This is a genomic window from Salmonella sp. SA14318, assembly GCF_029866905.1.
Lineage (GTDB): Bacteria > Pseudomonadota > Gammaproteobacteria > Enterobacterales > Enterobacteriaceae > Salmonella > Salmonella enterica.
Map to the genome: position 1 here is coordinate 3615795 of NZ_CP123282.1, position 16790 is coordinate 3632584.

Sequence of the window (16790 nt, forward strand, 5' to 3'; positions counted from 1 at the left end):
TATTAGTCAAACTCCAGTTCCACCTGCTCCGAACCAATGAGGCCACGCAGATCGTTAAGTAAACGATCGCTCGGAGAGACACGCCACGTTGCGCCAAAACGCAGCCGCGCACGCGCATCCGCCCTCTGATAGTAGAGATGTACTGGAATGGTCCCCGAGCGGTGGGGTTCCAGAGACTGACGGAGTCGGTTTAAAAGCTGGTCATCAATTTGCCTGTCCGTCAGCGAGATAGCAAGCCCGCGAGCGTATTTTTCGCGAGCTTCGTCAATATCCATCACTTCGCGGGCGGTCATTTTAAGCCCCCCGCTGAAGTCATCAAAGCTGACCTGTCCGCTGACGATAAGTATGCGGTCTTTTTCCAGCAACTGCTGGTATTTATCCAGCGCGTCGGTAAATAACATCACTTCCAGACGCCCGGAACGGTCATCCAGCGTACAGATGCCGATACGATTGCCGCGCTTGGTGACCATAACCCTTGCGGCAATCACGAGCCCCGCAGCCGTGGTGACTTTACCACGTTCTGTCGGATGCATGTCTTTGAGCCTTACCCCGCCGACATAGCGCTCAATTTCTTTTAAATACTGATTGATGGGGTGGCCCGTCAGGTACAGCCCCAACGTTTCACGTTCCCCATCTAACACCACCTGCTCCGGCCACGGCTGGCAGCTGGCATAGGATTGCTCGATTTGCTCCGGCTCTTCCGCCAGTACGCCGAACATATCCGCCTGACCGATAGCTTCCGCTTTGGCGTGCTGGTCGGCGGCTTTCAGCGCATCGCCCAATGAGTTCATCAGCGCGGCGCGGTGCGGCCCCAGGCGGTCGAACGCCCCGGACATGATCAGCTTTTCCAGCACCCGGCGGTTGAGCTTTTTGGTGTCGGTCCGCGCGCACAGATCAAACAGCTCGCGGAAATAGCCGCCCTGATTACGCGCGTCGATGATCGCTTCGATCGGCCCTTCGCCGACGCCTTTGATCGCACCGATACCGTAGACGATCTCGCCCTCATCGTTAACGTGGAAATGGTACAATCCGGAGTTAATATCCGGCGGCAGAATTTTCAGTCCCATCCGCCAGCACTCGTCCACCAGGCCGACGACCTTCTCGGTGTTGTCCATATCGGCAGTCATCACCGCCGCCATAAATTCAGCCGGATAGTGCGCCTTTAGCCATAGCGTCTGGTAAGAAACCAGCGCATAAGCGGCGGAGTGCGATTTGTTAAACCCGTAACCGGCGAATTTCTCCACCAGGTCAAAGATTTTCATCGCCAGTTCGCCGTCGATACCGTTCTTTTTCGCGCCCTCTTCAAAAACGGAACGCTGTTTGGCCATCTCTTCCGGCTTTTTCTTACCCATCGCACGACGCAGCATATCCGCGCCGCCGAGAGTATACCCGGAAAGTACCTGGGCAATCTGCATCACCTGTTCCTGATACAGAATGATGCCGTAGGTCGGCTCCAGTACCGGCTTCAGGCTTTCATGCTGCCACTGAACGTCCGGGTAAGAGAGTTCTTCACGACCGTGCTTACGGTCGATAAAGTTATCTACCATCCCTGACTGCAACGGGCCGGGACGGAACAGGGCCACCAGTGCGATCATATCTTCAAAGCAGTCCGGCTGCAGACGTTTGATCAGATCTTTCATGCCGCGCGATTCAAGCTGGAAGACCGCCGTGGTTTCCGAGCGCTGCAGCATGTCGAAGCTTTTTTTATCGTCCAGCGGAATCGCGGCGATATCCAGCGGCGGCTCGCCGTTTTTCTCGCGCCGCTTGTTGATCATCTCCAGCGCCCAGTTGATGATGGTCAGCGTACGCAAACCGAGGAAGTCGAACTTCACCAGCCCGGCATATTCCACGTCACTTTTATCAAACTGGGTAACCGGATGCTTGCCCTCTTCATCGCAGTACAGCGGCGCAAAGTCGGTAATTTTGGTCGGCGCGATGACCACGCCGCCAGCGTGCTTACCGGCGTTACGCGTGACACCTTCGAGCTTACGCGCCATATCGATCAGCGCTTTGACCTCTTCGTCCGCCTCGTAAATTTCCGGTAGTTGCGGTTCCGCTTCAAAGGCTTTTGCCAGCGTCATGCCCGGATCGGGCGGCACCAGCTTCGAGATACGATCGACAAAACCGTACGGATGCCCCAGCACGCGGCCCACATCGCGGATAACGGCTTTCGCCGCCATCGTACCGAAGGTGATAATCTGCGATACCGCATCACGCCCGTACATGTCTGCGACGTGCTCAATCACCTGGTCGCGTTTCTCCATACAGAAGTCAACGTCGAAGTCAGGCATCGAGACACGTTCCGGGTTCAGGAAACGTTCGAACAGCAGGTCAAACTCCAGCGGATCAAGGTCGGTAATTTTCAGCGCGTAGGCCACCAGCGAACCAGCCCCGGAACCACGTCCCGGCCCTACCGGCACGCCGTTATCTTTTGACCACTGGATAAACTCCATCACGATGAGGAAGTAGCCAGGGAACCCCATCTGGTTGATAACCTGTAGTTCAATATCCAGACGCTCGTCATATTCCGGGCGACGCTTTTTGCGCTCTTCTTCGTCCGGAAACAGGAAAGCCAGACGCTCTTCCAGCCCCTCTTTCGCTTTTTTGACCAGATAATCTTCGGTGGTCATATCGCCGGTCGGGAACTGCGGCAGGAAATATTCACCCAGACGCACCGTTACGTTGCAGCGTTTGGCAATCTCCACCGTATTTTCCAGCGCCTCCGGAATATCGGAGAACAGCTCGCACATTTCTTCTTCACTGCGCATATACTGCTGCGGTGAATAATTGCGTGGACGTTTAGGATCGTCGAGGGTGAAACCGTCGTGGATCGCGACACGAATCTCATGGGCGTCAAAATCATCGCTTTCAAGGAAACGGACATCGTTTGTCGCAACAACCGGCAAACCACGTGCCTCAGCCAGTTCAACCGCAGCATGGAGATAGGTCTCTTCATCCTGTCTGCCGGTGCGGATCAGTTCCAGAAAGTAGCGATCGGGAAAATGCGTTTCATAGAAAGCAACGCACTCCTCCACCAGCGCCTGGTTGCCGCGTAGCAGACAGCGGCCTACGTCGCCCATGCGTCCGCCGGAAATCAGGATCAAACCTTCTTTAAGCTCTACCAGCCAGTCGCGCTCGATAATCGGGCCTGCCGCGCCGTAGCCGCGCTGATACGCTTTCGAGATCAGCAACGTCAGGTTCTGGTATCCCGTATTATTCGCCGCCAGTACCGTCAGATGAGTCAGCTCATCTCCCAGCAGTTCGTTGTGAACATTAAAGTCCGCCCCGACGATGGGTTTAATGCCCGCGCCATGACCCGCTCCGTAGAACTTCACCAGACCGCAGAGGTTGGTAAAATCGGTGATCGCCAGCGCAGGCATACCTAATGAGGCCGCCTTTTTCACCAGCGGCCCGGTCTTCGCCAGCCCATCGATCATAGAGTAGTCGCTGTGCACCCGCAGGTGAACGAAACGTGGTTCAGACATCTTCAGATTTCTCGATACAAGAATCAGGACACAAGTCCCAGAGCGCGTTTAACAGGCGCAAAACTGCGTCGGTGGTGCGCCGTCGCGCCATACTGTGCCAACTTTTCCAGATGAAAAGCGGTTGGATAGCCTTTGTGCTGCGCAAAGCCATACTGAGGAAAAACGATATCCAGCGCCGCCATTTCTGCATCGCGGGTGACTTTCGCCAGAATAGACGCCGCGCTAATCTCCGCCACGCGGCTGTCGCCTTTCACCACGGCCATTGACGGCACAGGAAGTTCCGGACAGCGATTGCCGTCGATCAGCACATATTCTGGCGCAATATGCAGACCAGCGACAGCGCGCTGCATGGCGAGCATTGTGGCGTGCAAAATATTCAGCTCATCAATTTCATGCGCTTCTGCGCGTCCCAGACTCCAGCTTAACGCCTTTTCTTTAATCTCGTCATACAATGACAGACGACGCTTTTCAGACAATTTTTTGGAATCATTCAGACCGACGATCGGACGAGCCGGATCGAGGATCACGGCGGCGGTCACTACGGCGCCCACCAGCGGGCCACGGCCCACTTCATCCACACCCGCCACTAAATGGGTGTGTGGATAAACAAATTCGATCATTGTGCTAACTCCAGGACGGCATCTGCCGCCTGCTCATCGGCATTACAGCGGATCTGCTGATGCAATTCACGGAAGGTGTCGTGCATCGCATGGCTGGTTTTACCGTTCGCCAGTAGCGGCAACAGCGCTTCGGCGAGTTTTTGCGGTTCGCACTCTTCCTGCAACAGCTCTTTGACTAATTCTCTTCCCGCCAGCAGGTTAGGCAAAGACACATACTCCGTTTTCACCAGACGTTTCGCCAGCCAGAAAGTGAAGGGCTTCATACGATACCCCACTACCATCGGGCATTTTGCCAGCATACACTCCAGTGCCGCCGTACCCGAGGCCAGCAGAGCCGCGTCGCTGGCGATCATCGCCTCGCGCGCCATGCCGTCCAGCAAATGAACGGCGAGATCCGGCGCAACCTCCGCTTTAATTTTTTCAAACTGCTCGCGGCGTTTCGCGTTTACCAGCGGCACGACCACTTCCAGATCGGGATAGCGCTGTCGCAGCAATTGTGCGGTTTTCAGGAAGTCGGCGCTGAGCATTTCCACTTCCGCGCCACGGCTGCCTGGCAGTAGCGCCAGACAATGGGCGTCATGCGGGATACCCAGCACGTCGCGCGCCGCATTTTTATCCGGGTCCAGCGGCATGGCATCCGCCATGGTGTGACCGATAAAGCGGCACGGGACGTTAAATTTATCGTAAAACGCTTTTTCGAAAGGCAGAAAAGCCAGCACCATATGGGTGGATCTGCCTATTTTGAAAACGCGTTTCTGTCGCCAGGCCCAAACGGACGGGCTGACATAATGAATGGTCTTAATCCCTTGTTTTTTCAGATTACCTTCGAGGGTAATATTGAAATCAGGGGCGTCAATCCCGACAAAGACATCGGGCTTGAGTTCGGTAAAACGGCGGGTCAGATCGGCGCGGATATGCAACAAACGGCGTAAACGTCCGAGCACTTCAACAATGCCCATGACCGCCAGCTCTTCCATTTCGTACCAGGCTTCACACCCTTCGGCCTGCATACGCGGCCCCGCAACGCCCACAAAACGGGCGTTGGGTACGCGCGCTTTCAGCGCACGAATTAAGCCTGCGCCAAGAATATCGCCGGACGTTTCACCGGCGACCAGGGCAATCGTTAAAGGACGCTGTGCCGCCATTAACGAATCGGACCACGCGTTGAACGCTCAAAGAACTCGGTAAACGCCTTCACTTCCGGATGCTTTTCAGCAAGTTCAGCGATTTCCAGCTTCGCTTCGTCGAGCGTTTTACCACTGCGGTACAACAGTTTGTAGGCATTACGAATCGCCACCAGCCCTTCACGGCTAAAGCCGCGACGCTTCAGCCCTTCGATATTTACCCCGAACGGCGTCGCATGGTTACCCTGCGCAATCACATACGGAGGGACATCCTGCGCCACGCCGGAGCAGCCGCCGACCATCACATGCGCACCGATAATGCAGAATTGATGAACTGCCGTCATACCGCCGATGATCGCAAAATCATCGACTGATACGTGCCCCGCCAGCGTGGCGTTGTTGGCGAGGATACAGCGATTACCTACCGTACAATCATGTGCGACATGCGCATTGATCATCAGCAGGTTATCGCTACCCACCTTCGTCAACCCACCGCCCTGCACTGTACCACGATGAATGGTGACGCTTTCGCGGATGCGGTTACGATCGCCAATTTCCACACGGGTCGGCTCACCCGCATATTTCAGATCCTGGTTCACTTCACCGATGGAGGCAAACTGATAAATCTCGTTGTCGCGGCCGATTTTGGTTTGACCATTCACGACCACATGAGACTTCAGTACGGTTCCCTCACCAATTTCGACCTGCGGCCCAACAATACAAAAGGGACCAATGTGGGCATTAGCGCCAATTACAGCGCCGTCTTCCACAATGGCGGTAGGATGAATAAAGGCGGATTTATCAATCACGAATCAGGCCTCCCGGCTACGAGCACACATCATGGTTGCTTCGCACACAACTTTACCGTCGACCAGCGCAACCCCTTTAAAGCGGGTCAGGCCACGGCGCGTTTTCTCGAAAGTGACTTCCATGATCATCTGATCGCCTGGCACCACCGGACGCTTAAAGCGCGCTTCATCAATACCCGCGAAATAATACAGTTCGCCAGGTTCCAGTTTACCAACGCTTTTAAACGCCAGAATACCGGTTGCCTGCGCCATCGCTTCCAGAATCAGCACGCCTGGCAAAATCGGTTTGCCCGGGAAGTGTCCCTGGAAAAACGGCTCGTTGACGGAGACATTTTTCACCGCACGCAGAAAACGACCTTCTTCAAAGTCCAGCACGCGATCGACCAGTAAAAACGGAAAACGGTGCGGCAGAAGCTCTAAAATCTCTTCAATCTGCAGAGTATGAGTGTTAGTAGTCAAAATACTCTTCCTGTCCAAATATACAAAAAGGCAATAATAACACGGCCTGCCGCAATCGTATGAATGTGACAGGCCGGAAAAGAATGGCAACTACAAGGCGGAACGTTAGTCTTGTTGATTAACCTTGCGCTCAATCGCTTTGAGACGCTTGCTCATATCATCAATGTTCATCACCAGTGCAGCAGTTTTACGCCATACTTTGTTGGGTTGCAGCGGAATGCCTGAGGAGTAGACGCCCGGTTCCGTGATGGGACGCATCACCATACCCATGCCAGTTACCGTGACTTTGTCGCATATTTCCATATGCCCATTGATCACGCTGGCGCCGCCAATCATGCAGTAACGGCCAATCTTCAGGCTACCCGCCATAATGACGCCACCGGCAACTGCCGTATTGTCGCCAATCACGACGTTATGTGCAATCTGGCACTGATTATCAATAATCACGCCATTGCCAATAACAGTATCATCCAACGCGCCACGGTCAATGGTGGTACAAGCGCCGATCTCGACACGATCGCCAATAATGACCCGGCCCAGTTGTGGGATCTTCACCCAGTTGCCACGATCGTTAGCGTAGCCAAAACCGTCCGCGCCGATCACCGTACTGGACTGGATCAGGCAATTCTCACCGATCTGAATGTCGTGGTAAATCGTTACGTTCGCCCACAAGCGTGAACCCGCCCCGATTTTGCTATTTTTTCCGACGAAACAGCCTGCGCCGATAACCACGTTATCGCCCAGTTGTACGCCAGATTCAATCACCGCATTCGCGCCGACTGAAACATTGCTACCCAGCGTTGCCGTCGCATCAATCACGGCGCTTGCCGCGATATTCTGCGCGGGCTGCGGCGTAGTATCTAAAATTTGCGCCATGCGCGCGTAGGTCAGGTAGGGATTTTTAACTACCAGCGCCGCGCTCTTGGCAAAAGGAAGATCGTCCTGCGTCATGACAACCGCAGAAGCCTGGCATAAACCTAAGTGTTCACGGTACTTAGGATTTACCATAAACGTAATGTGGCCTGTTGTTGCAGATTGCATGGACGCAACGCCGGTGATGACGATATCGCCATCACCGTGTAATTCTGCATCCAACTGTTCTGCTAAGTCAGCCAGTCGAATTGAAGGCATTACTTATTTAACCTGTTTCAGTACGTCAGCGGTGATGTCTTTCACATCGCTGCTGTTGTAAGCAACGGTGTTTGCGTCTACCACCAGATCGATACTCTGGTCGTTAGCCACTTTTTTCACCGCAGTCTGGATACGAGTCACCAGTTTGTTGCGTTCTTCGTTGGAACGACGAGCGCGATCTTTCTCAAAAGCCTGCGCTTTTTGCGCGAAAGTCTGGCGCTGAGACATCACGTCTTTTTCCAGCTTAGTACGATCGCTACCTGCTTTCATGGATTGCAGACGCTGCATTTTAGATTGCAGATCGGTTTCCATTTTTTGCAGTTCAGCCGCACGGCCTTTAAATTCGTTTTCCAGTGTATTGGATACACCCGTCTTCTGCGCAACCTGTTGGAACAGATTACCCATGTTGACGATTGCAATTTTGTCAGCAGCCTGTGCGGACGTTACCATCGCCAAACCAAGACCTGCAGCTAATAACCACTTTTTCACAATAAACTCCTTACCATCCCATTTGCACCCGAAGGTACAGCTCTTTGCGTGGCCTGGCGATCCCTGGGGGCATCGCCAAAAGTCATCGCTACACTACCAATGCATTCCTTTGCAGTGAACAATTACCAGGTTTTACCAATGTTAAACTGGAACTGCTCGGCTTTGTCTCCATCGTACTTTTTAAACGGCTGGGCGTAGGAGAAGACCAACGGCCCCAATGGGGACATCCATTGTAATGCGATACCCGCGGACATACGGATGTTGCTCGGATCGCTGTAGTCCGGATAACCAGAATACTGGCTGGAATCCCAGTTAGTATCCCAGACGGTCCCCATATCCCAGAAGAAAGAAGTACGGACCGAATTAGCATATTTCTCGCTGATAAACGGCGTCGGCGTGATAAATTCCAGGCTGGCGACCGCCATCGCGTTCCCCCCTACCGCATCATCCGACTTACACATATCTTTTGCGCCGTCCTGCGTCGCGCAATCGTAGTCTTCATCAGCATCGTAATTTTTAGGGTTATAGGGATAATAGACCGCCTTAGGACCAATGGTATTGGACTGGAAGCCACGAACGGTACTGGAACCACCGGCATAGAAGTTCTCATAGAACGGCATTTCTTTACCGCCTAAACCATCGCCATAACCAAAGCGGGTACGGCCCAGAATGACCCACTTATGATCGTTATCGATCGGTACATAGGTCGCGGTATCCAACGTCGCTTTATAGTATTCGTTATCCGATCCCGGAATCGTCACCTTACCCGTCAGGTTGATACGCGTACCTTCCGTCGGGAAGTAACCACGGTCTAGTTTGTTGTAGGTCCAGCCGTAGTTAAAGGTGAAGTCATCAGTGCTAAAACTATTATCCTGATCATTAGTACTCGGATACTGGCCCATTGATGCCAGATAACGCCACATTGCAACCTGCGGTTCCATATTGGACAGGGAGTTATGCACATACCCTAAACCAGCACGCAACGTGTTGTACTCGTTGATGGGGAAGCCAAGCGTCACGTCCGTACCGTAACTCTTGTTGGTATAGTCGGACAGGTCTGCATCGTCCGCCTGGAAGTCGTTATAGAAGATACGACCACCGAGGCTCACGCCGTCAACGGTAAAGTATGGGTTAGTAACGGACAGTTCGCTGTAGGTCTGGTAGTCGTTTTTGGTGCCGTTAATCCCCACGGAATAACCGGTACCTAACCAGTTGTCCTGCTGAACGCCGGCCTGGAAGCTAACGCCGCTTTCTGTACCGTAACCGATACCGAAGTTAAAGCTACCGGTGTTGCGCTCTTTCACCTTGTACACCACATCAACCTGATCCGGGCTACCCGGAACGCGCTGCGTGTCGGTGTCGACGGTTTCAAAGAAGCCGAGACGGTTCAGACGCTCTTTCCCCTGGTCAACCAGGTCGCTGCCCAGCCACGCCCCTTCCATCTGGCGCATTTCACGGCGCAGAACGGAATCTTTTGAGGTGTCGTTGCCTTCAAAGCGGATCTTACGCACGTAGAAACGGTTGCCCGCATCGACGTTTACGCGCAGTTTTACGGTTTTGTCAGCATCGTTAATTTCAGGCTGTGACTGCACGCGCGGATAGGCGTAACCATAGCGACCCAGAAGCTTTTTGATGTCATCTTCCATTTTGGTCACTTTGGTGCCGTTATAGAGCTCGCCCGGTTCAATTTTCGTCAGTTTCTCAATTTCAGCGGAATGTCCGGCCAGGTTACCGCTCACCTGAACCCCGGAAAGCTTGTACTGATCGCCTTCGGTGATATTGACGGTGATGTAGATCCCTTTCTTATCCGGCGTCAGACTCACTTGCGTGGAGTCAATATTGAAACGCGCGTAGCCGCGATCCAGATAGTAGCTGCGCAAGGTTTCAAGGTCGCCCGCCAGCTTCTGTTTCTGGTATTTACGATCGCCGACGACGTTCCACCACGGCACTTCGTCACGCAACTGGAAATGGGAAATGAGTTCTTCGGTGCTAAAGGCATGGTTACCGACGATGTTGATCTGTTGGATCTTCGCCGATACGCCCTCCTGGAACACCAGTTTAAGATCAACACGGTTGCGCGGCAGCGGCGTGACGACCGCCTTAACGCTGGCGCTGTATTTACCTACGCTATAGTAAAAGTCTTCCAGACCTTTTTCGATATCAGACAACGTGGTGCGATCCAGAGACTCGCCAACACGTACGCCAGACGCTTCGAGGTTTTGCTTGAGCATGTCATCTTTCACCGACTTGTTCCCGGAGAAAGTGATGCTGGCAATGGTCGGACGTTCTTTTACCTGAACCAGAAGGGTATTACCATCGCGCAGGACGCGGACGTCCTCAAAGTTGCCGGTGGCGAACAGAGCGCGAATGGTGTTACTGATATCTTCATCATTAACCGTGTCGCCTGTGCGCACCGGCATACTGAGGAGAGCCGCACCAACGGCGACTCGCTGCAGGCCTTCGAAATGAATGTCCTTCACTACGAACCCTTCAGCACCGTATACGGTGGCGCTGCTGAACAGCAGCGACGCTATGAGCAACTTTTTCATCGCCATCGTTATTATGCGTTCTTCCTAACTAACTCTCTTACAACCGAGAGAAATCATTGAAAAGTGCAAGCCCCATTAACAACACCAGCAAAATCGAGCCAATGCGATAACTAAAGTCTTGAACCCGCTCGGATACCGGCCCGCCCTTAAGCTTTTCAATCGCCAGGAACAGCAGATGACCCCCGTCAAGAACGGGCAGCGGAAACAGGTTGATTATCCCTAAGTTCACGCTGATTAGCGCAAGGAACATCAGGTAATAAATCACCCCGAACTCCGCTGACATCCCAGCCCCCTGAGCGATAGAAATCGGCCCACTGAGGTTGTTCAGTTTCACATCACCGGTTATCAATTTACCCAGCATACTGACCGTCAGCTTCATCAACTGCCACGTCTTATCCGTGGCTTCGAGGATGGCGCTAAAAGGCCCATACTGGCGTATAGTCTTGTACTCTTCCGGCAGAGGAATAATTTTAGGCACCACGCCTGCAAACCCTTCCGCCTTTCCGTTAACCGATTTCGTATCCGGCGTTAACGTCAACGACAAGGCGCTCCCCTGCCTTTCAATCTCTAACGCTAACGGCTTACCGGGATTATCGCGTACAAACGTCACGAATTTCATCCACTGCGTTAACGGCTGACCATCGACTTTAACGATCCTGTCGCCCGCTTGCAAACCCGCTTTACTGGCTGCGGAATTCGCCTGCACTTCTGACAGTACCGGTTCAATCTGTGGCCCGCGGGGCCGAATCCCTAAAGAAGATACAGGATCTTGCTTATCAGGCTCAAATGCCCAGTGACGTAAATCAAGCGTTTTGTCCTGCCGTTGGTCGCTACCAAACGGCGCGACGCTCACCGTCGTCTGCTGATCGCCAATTTTGGACACCAGTTGTAAACGCACGGCATCCCAATCAGGGGTTTCGATACCATCAACGGCTTTAAGTTCCGTACCAGGCGCAATTTGCGCCTGCGCAGCAATCGAGTTGGGCGTTATTTCGCCAATGACCGGACGAACGCCAGGGACGCCGATGATAAAGACCAGCCAGTAAGCAAAGATAGCAAAAACGAAGTTCGCAACCGGACCTGCGGCAATAATTGCGGCGCGCTGGCCCACCGTTTTGTTATTGAAGGCGTGACGACGCAATTCCGGCGCTACCGGTTCGGCGCGTTCATCCAGCATTTTGACGTAGCCGCCCAGCGGGATCAGGGCGATGACATACTCGGTGCCGTACCGATCGGTACGACGCCAGAGCGCTTTGCCAAAACCGATGGAAAAGCGCTCAACTCGCACACCGCAGCGCCGGGCAACCCAGAAATGACCAAATTCATGCACAGTGATCAGCACGCCCAGTGCGATGATGAATGCAGCCAGATTCCAGAGAATACTCAGCATAAAACCTTCCGTTAGAGCGTCCTGAACACCAGTAACAACAGGCAAGCAAAGACCGGTACGGCAGCCGTCAGGCTGTCAATTCGGTCCAGAATGCCGCCATGGCCTGGAATCAAGTGGCCGCTATCCTTAATTCCTGCTTCGCGCTTAAACATACTCTCGGTGAGGTCGCCCAGTACAGAAGCCAGAGCCGCCACCACAGAGCAAATCAGCAAGATAACAGGCGCAACATTCAGATTCGCCCACATACCGTAACCCCATGAGATCACGGCAGCCGTAGCAAGCCCGCCGATAAACCCTTGCCAGGTTTTACCCGGGGAAACCTTCGGCGCCAGCTTATGTTTGCCAAACAATTTACCAAACATATACGCGCCAGAGTCCGCTCCCCAGACCAGGATCATGACATAGAGTAGCCATATTGCGCCACTGTAATGATTCTCGTCATAGTGCCAGGCGCGCAGCGCCAGCATGCCCCAGAAAAATGGCACAATAGTTAACAAACCGAAAATGAGACGCAATGTTTTTGAGTTGCGCCAGATTGCCGCCGAACCGGGATAAAATAGCACCAGCAGTAGCGCGACAACCCACCATCCTAACGATGCCCAAAGCGACATCTCAACCAGCGGTTGACGAATGTTGTGATGATACTCAGGCAACAAAAATAGCATCAGCGCCAATAACAGACCACACAGCACCGCCAGCCAAACCCGCTGTGAACGCGCGGCGAAACCGCTTAACTGTCCCCATTCCCACGCGGCCAGCATACAGACAACCAGCGTAATAATAGCGAACCCCACCGGCGGCAATAAAAAAAGCGCAGCGATGACCGCGGGTATTAACACAAAAGCAGAAATCAGGCGATACTTCAGCAAAAGCAACCCCCATCAGGCTTTGTCATCACCAGGCTCGGTACCGCCGAAACGACGCTCTCGATTAGCAAAGGCATGCAGCGCACCTTCAAAGTCTTGTTCATCGAAATCGGGCCAAAGAACATCCGTAAAGTAAAGTTCGGCATAGGCAATTTGCCAAAGCAAAAAGTTACTAATGCGATGCTCTCCCCCAGTCCTAATTACTAAATCCACAGGCGCCAGCTCATGCATACAGATTTGCTGGCCTAGTCTCTCTTCATCAATCTGATCGGGGCGCAGCACTCCAGCCTGCACCTGTTCCGCCAGTTGTCGGACTCCCTGGACAATATCCCAACGTCCGCCGTAATTCGCAGCAATATTCAGCGTTAGACCCGTATTATGGGCGGTAAGCGCTTCTGATTTGCGAATACGTTCTTGTAAACGTGAGTTGAATCGACTGATATCGCCGATAATACGCAGGCGAACGTTATGGCGGTGCAGGCTTTTGACTTCGCTATCCAGCGCCCACACAAACAGCTCCATTAACGCGCTCACTTCCTGCGCCGGTCGGTTCCAGTTTTCACTACTAAAGGCATACAGCGTTAACGCATCAATACCGTTATTGGCAGCAAAAGAGACCGCTCGCCGGACGGACTTCGCTCCGGCTTTATGCCCAAAGGCCCGGATCTTCCCTTGCTTTTTCGCCCAGCGACCATTGCCATCCATAATTATTGCAACATGACGGCAGCCATGCGCTGGCAAATTTTCGCTTACTGGTTGAGTTGCAGACAACATAACGCGTTTTTTGTCCCTGAAAGGATTTAGCGGTACTCAGGAATACTGAAGCCTTTATACACATTCTCTTCGGTTCGCTTCGCGGATGACTGCGCGTCATCGCCCCTGTCGTGCGCTGTCTGCGCACGCCGGGAACGTATTCGCCTGCCGTCCCGATGCGTCCTGAATGATTTTGTGTATCCACAAAAAAGCCGTGTAAAACCACGGCTAACCTGACCGAAAAAAGCCAAAAACCTGCGATCAGGTGGCGCAGACTATATCACCGAAGCCCAACGCTAACAAATAGCACGATCTTCTGTCGCGGGATAATCGTCAGCGTGAGAGCCGTATCACTTGTTTTCTGGCTACTTCACGCGCGATGGCGTCAACCTGCAATACGTCCTCAACGCTTGCCGGTTCCTGTAAATCCATCCTCTCCAGCACCGCTAAATTGAGCCCGGCGATATCGGTAAAACGAATCTGTTGCGCCAGAAACGCGGCAACGGTGATTTCGTTTGCCGCATTGAGCGCCGTCGTTGCCGCCTGACCTTGCTCAAACGCCTCCATCGCCAGCTTCAGGCACGGATAACGCTGATAATCTGGCGCGCTAAACGTCAGCGCGCTGAGTTTGCAAAAATCAAGCGGCTGCGCGCCGGACGTGACGCGATTCGGCCATGCCATCGTATGCGCAATAGGCGTACGCATGTCAGGTTCTCCAAGCTGCGCCAGGACGCTGCCGTCCTGATAACGCACCATCGAATGAATGACCGATTGCGGATGGATCAACACTTCCATCTGACGTGCGCTGGCATTAAATAACCAACGCGCTTCAATGTATTCCAGACCTTTATTCATCATGGTGGCGGAGTCGACGGAGATTTTTCGCCCCATCGACCAGTTCGGATGACGACATGCCTGATCCGGCGTCATCGCTGCCAGATCGCACATTGGCGTTTCACGAAACGGGCCACCAGACCCGGTAAGCAAAATCGACGTTACGCCATTTTGCTCAAGGTCAGCGTATCCCAGATTATGCTGAATAGATTGCGGCAAACTCTGAAAAATCGCGTTATGTTCGCTATCGACGGGTAAAAGCCGGGCGTTGCTGCGTTTTACTTCGTCCATAAACAGCCGCCCGCAGGTCACCAGCGATTCTTTATTCGCCAGCAGAATCGTCTTCCCTGCGCGAATCGCCGCCAGGGTCGGCAGTAAACCAGCCGCGCCCACAATGGCCGCCATCACATGCCCGACCTCATCAAGCGCCGCCATCTCACAGGCAGCCTGCTGACCGCTCAGAACCTCGGTGCGGCTGCCATGCTGCTGAAGCATTATTTTGAGCTGTTCTGCGCTCGACGTATCGTCCATCACGGCATAACGCGGCGAGAACTCCAGGCACTGCTCCGCCATGCGGGCGACATTTTTACCCGCCACCAGCGCGATAACGCGGAAGCTATCAGGATTATGGCGCACCACGTCCAGTGTGCTGCAACCAATAGAGCCGGTCGAGCCCAGAATGGTTAATTGCTTCATGAAACGTCCAGAAGTGTTGAAACGGAATAAAAAGCAAAACGCCGCACAGGAGACCTGATAATGTCTTCTGCGCGGCGCTTTGTACACCACTCATCCGCCAGGTTTAGCGGTGGAATGAGTTTATATCTGCGTACAGATCAATCAGAACTGCATCAGTTCTGCTTCTTTATCTGCCAACGCCGCATCAACTTTCTTAATTGCCGCGTCGGTCATTTTCTGTACTTCTTCCTGAGAGCGACGATCGTCATCTTCACTGATCGCTTTATCTTTCAGCAGAGCTTTTACTTTATCGTTCGCATCACGGCGGACGTTACGAACGGCGACACGCGCCTGCTCCGCTTCGCCACGGACAATTTTCGTCAGATCTTTACGACGTTCTTCGGTCAGCGGCGGCAGCGGAACGCGAATGTCGGTGCCCGCAGAGCTTGGATTCAAACCGAGGTCTGACGCCATGATCGCTTTTTCAACGGCTGGCCCCATAGAACGGTCAAACACGTTAATTTTTAAGGTACGGGAGTCTTCTACCGTTACGCTTGCCAACTGACGCAGCGGGGTCGGAGTGCCATAGTATTCTACGACAATACCATCCAGCAGGCTGGGAGAAGCACGACCCGTGCGCACTTTGCTGATTTGGGTTTTGAACGCTTCAACGCATTTTTCCATGCGTACTTCAGCATCTTTTCTGATATCGCTAATCACGTTACGAATCCTTGAAAACTAGTCTCAGTCAGACCAGACGGTCACACAATACAAAGATGTGCTAAGTATAGTCTCGTTTAATTTCTGCCAGGTAATAAGACCCGTCAATAGAACAGAATCTTACCCGTATTTGGCGCTCACGGGAATTATTCCGTGATTAACGTCCCTTCTTTTTCGCCCATCACCACACGACGCAGCGCGCCTGGTTTGTTCATGTTGAAAACACGAATCGGCAGTTTGTGGTCACGAGCCAGCGTGAACGCCGCCAGATCCATCACTTTCAGCTCTTTATCCAGCACTTCGCTGTAGGTCAGCTGATCGTACATGGTCGCGGAAGGATCTTTTGCCGGATCGGCAGTGAATACGCCATCCACTTTGGTCGCTTTCAGTACGACATCCGCTTCAATTTCGATCCCGCGCAGACAGGCCGCAGAGTCGGTAGTGAAGAACGGGTTACCCGTACCTGCAGACAGAATCACAACACGGTTATTACGCAGCAGGCTAATCGCCTCGGCCCAACTGTAGTTGTCGCACACGCCGTTTAAAGGAATTGCCGACATCAGGCGGGCGTTCACATAGGCGCGGTGAAGCGCATCACGCATTGCCAGGCCGTTCATGACGGTGGCCAACATGCCCATGTGGTCGCCCACAACGCGGTTCATCCCCGCTTTTGCCAGACCCGCGCCACGGAACAGGTTACCACCGCCAATCACCACACCAACCTGAATACCCAGTTCAACCAGTTCTTTGATCTCCTGAGCCATACGATCCAGTATGCTTGCATCAATACCGAAGCCTTCCGTACCCTGCAGAGCTTCGCCGCTTAATTTAAGCAGAATGCGTTTATAGACGGGTTTTGCATTGGTAGCCATGTTTCTTTCCTGAG

At 53.3% G+C, this 16790-nt stretch carries 14 protein-coding genes; all 14 read right to left on the reverse strand.

The genetic code is table 11. From position 1 onward, the window contains the following. Positions 1–2 precede the first annotated feature (2 nt). Positions 3–3485, reverse strand: coding sequence for a DNA polymerase III subunit alpha (gene dnaE / locus QEN32_RS17380; RefSeq protein ID WP_001294817.1), 3483 nt, complete (start codon positions 3483–3485; stop codon positions 3–5). A 23-nt stretch (positions 3486–3508) separates the two neighbouring features. After that, positions 3509–4105: a ribonuclease HII gene (gene rnhB / locus QEN32_RS17385; protein WP_000569412.1), complete on the reverse strand. Its 597-nt coding sequence runs from the start codon at positions 4103–4105 to the stop codon at positions 3509–3511. Then, complete coding sequence (gene lpxB, locus QEN32_RS17390) at positions 4102–5250, reverse strand: lipid-A-disaccharide synthase (protein ID WP_000741216.1); 1149 nt, start codon at positions 5248–5250, stop codon at positions 4102–4104. Before lpxB ends, rnhB begins: the two co-directional genes overlap by 4 nt. Next, positions 5250–6038 carry an acyl-ACP--UDP-N-acetylglucosamine O-acyltransferase gene (lpxA, locus tag QEN32_RS17395; protein ID WP_000565950.1) on the reverse strand — a complete coding sequence of 263 codons (789 nt, stop codon included), beginning with the start codon at positions 6036–6038 and terminating at the stop codon, positions 5250–5252. Before lpxA ends, lpxB begins: the two co-directional genes overlap by 1 nt. Before the next feature lie 3 nt (positions 6039–6041). Further along, positions 6042–6497 (reverse strand): 3-hydroxyacyl-ACP dehydratase FabZ, encoded by a 456-nt coding sequence (gene fabZ, locus QEN32_RS17400; protein ID WP_000210741.1) that lies wholly within the window; start codon positions 6495–6497, stop codon positions 6042–6044. Positions 6498–6602: 105 nt separating this feature from the next. Next, positions 6603–7628, reverse strand: a complete 1026-nt coding sequence (gene lpxD / locus QEN32_RS17405) for a UDP-3-O-(3-hydroxymyristoyl)glucosamine N-acyltransferase (protein WP_001139260.1) — start codon at positions 7626–7628, stop codon at positions 6603–6605. Between the two features lie 3 nt (positions 7629–7631). Then, positions 7632–8117 (reverse strand): molecular chaperone Skp, encoded by a 486-nt coding sequence (skp, locus tag QEN32_RS17410; RefSeq protein ID WP_000758966.1) that lies wholly within the window; start codon positions 8115–8117, stop codon positions 7632–7634. Between the two features lie 122 nt (positions 8118–8239). Then, positions 8240–10672, reverse strand: coding sequence for an outer membrane protein assembly factor BamA (bamA, locus tag QEN32_RS17415; protein WP_001240931.1), 2433 nt, complete (start codon positions 10670–10672; stop codon positions 8240–8242). 31 nt (positions 10673–10703) lie between these two features. Beyond that, positions 10704–12056: a sigma E protease regulator RseP gene (gene rseP / locus QEN32_RS17420; RefSeq protein WP_079821186.1), complete on the reverse strand. Its 1353-nt coding sequence runs from the start codon at positions 12054–12056 to the stop codon at positions 10704–10706. Between the two features lie 11 nt (positions 12057–12067). Then, positions 12068–12925: a phosphatidate cytidylyltransferase gene (gene cdsA / locus QEN32_RS17425; RefSeq protein WP_000922422.1), complete on the reverse strand. Its 858-nt coding sequence runs from the start codon at positions 12923–12925 to the stop codon at positions 12068–12070. Positions 12926–12937: 12 nt separating this feature from the next. Next, the gene (gene ispU, locus QEN32_RS17430) at positions 12938–13696 is read right to left on the reverse strand and encodes a (2E,6E)-farnesyl-diphosphate-specific ditrans,polycis-undecaprenyl-diphosphate synthase (protein ID WP_000947413.1); all 759 of its coding nucleotides are present in this window, start codon (positions 13694–13696) and stop codon (positions 12938–12940) included. A 312-nt stretch (positions 13697–14008) separates the two neighbouring features. Then, positions 14009–15205 (reverse strand): 1-deoxy-D-xylulose-5-phosphate reductoisomerase, encoded by a 1197-nt coding sequence (ispC, locus tag QEN32_RS17435; protein WP_000811905.1) that lies wholly within the window; start codon positions 15203–15205, stop codon positions 14009–14011. A 141-nt stretch (positions 15206–15346) separates the two neighbouring features. Then, on the reverse strand, positions 15347–15904 hold the full coding sequence (gene frr / locus QEN32_RS17440) for a ribosome recycling factor (RefSeq protein WP_000622423.1): 558 nt from the start codon (positions 15902–15904) through the stop codon (positions 15347–15349). 146 nt (positions 15905–16050) lie between these two features. Further along, the gene (gene pyrH, locus QEN32_RS17445; protein ID WP_000224567.1) at positions 16051–16776 is read right to left on the reverse strand and encodes a UMP kinase; all 726 of its coding nucleotides are present in this window, start codon (positions 16774–16776) and stop codon (positions 16051–16053) included. Positions 16777–16790: the final 14 nt, after the last annotated feature.

Excerpts from the sequence above, each read along its gene's own strand:
- dnaE (WP_001294817.1), bottom strand. The coding sequence starts at position 3,485 with ATGTCTGAACCACGTTTCGTTCACCTGCGGGTGCACAGCGACTACTCT.
- rnhB (WP_000569412.1), bottom strand. The coding sequence starts at position 4,105 with ATGATCGAATTTGTTTATCCACACACCCATTTAGTGGCGGGTGTGGAT.
- lpxB (WP_000741216.1), bottom strand. The coding sequence starts at position 5,250 with ATGGCGGCACAGCGTCCTTTAACGATTGCCCTGGTCGCCGGTGAAACG.
- lpxD (WP_001139260.1), bottom strand. The coding sequence starts at position 7,628 with ATGCCTTCAATTCGACTGGCTGACTTAGCAGAACAGTTGGATGCAGAA.
- bamA (WP_001240931.1), bottom strand. The coding sequence starts at position 10,672 with ATGGCGATGAAAAAGTTGCTCATAGCGTCGCTGCTGTTCAGCAGCGCC.
- rseP (WP_079821186.1), bottom strand. The coding sequence starts at position 12,056 with ATGCTGAGTATTCTCTGGAATCTGGCTGCATTCATCATCGCACTGGGC.
- ispU (WP_000947413.1), bottom strand. The coding sequence starts at position 13,696 with ATGTTGTCTGCAACTCAACCAGTAAGCGAAAATTTGCCAGCGCATGGC.
- ispC (WP_000811905.1), bottom strand. The coding sequence starts at position 15,205 with ATGAAGCAATTAACCATTCTGGGCTCGACCGGCTCTATTGGTTGCAGC.
- pyrH (WP_000224567.1), bottom strand. The coding sequence starts at position 16,776 with ATGGCTACCAATGCAAAACCCGTCTATAAACGCATTCTGCTTAAATTA.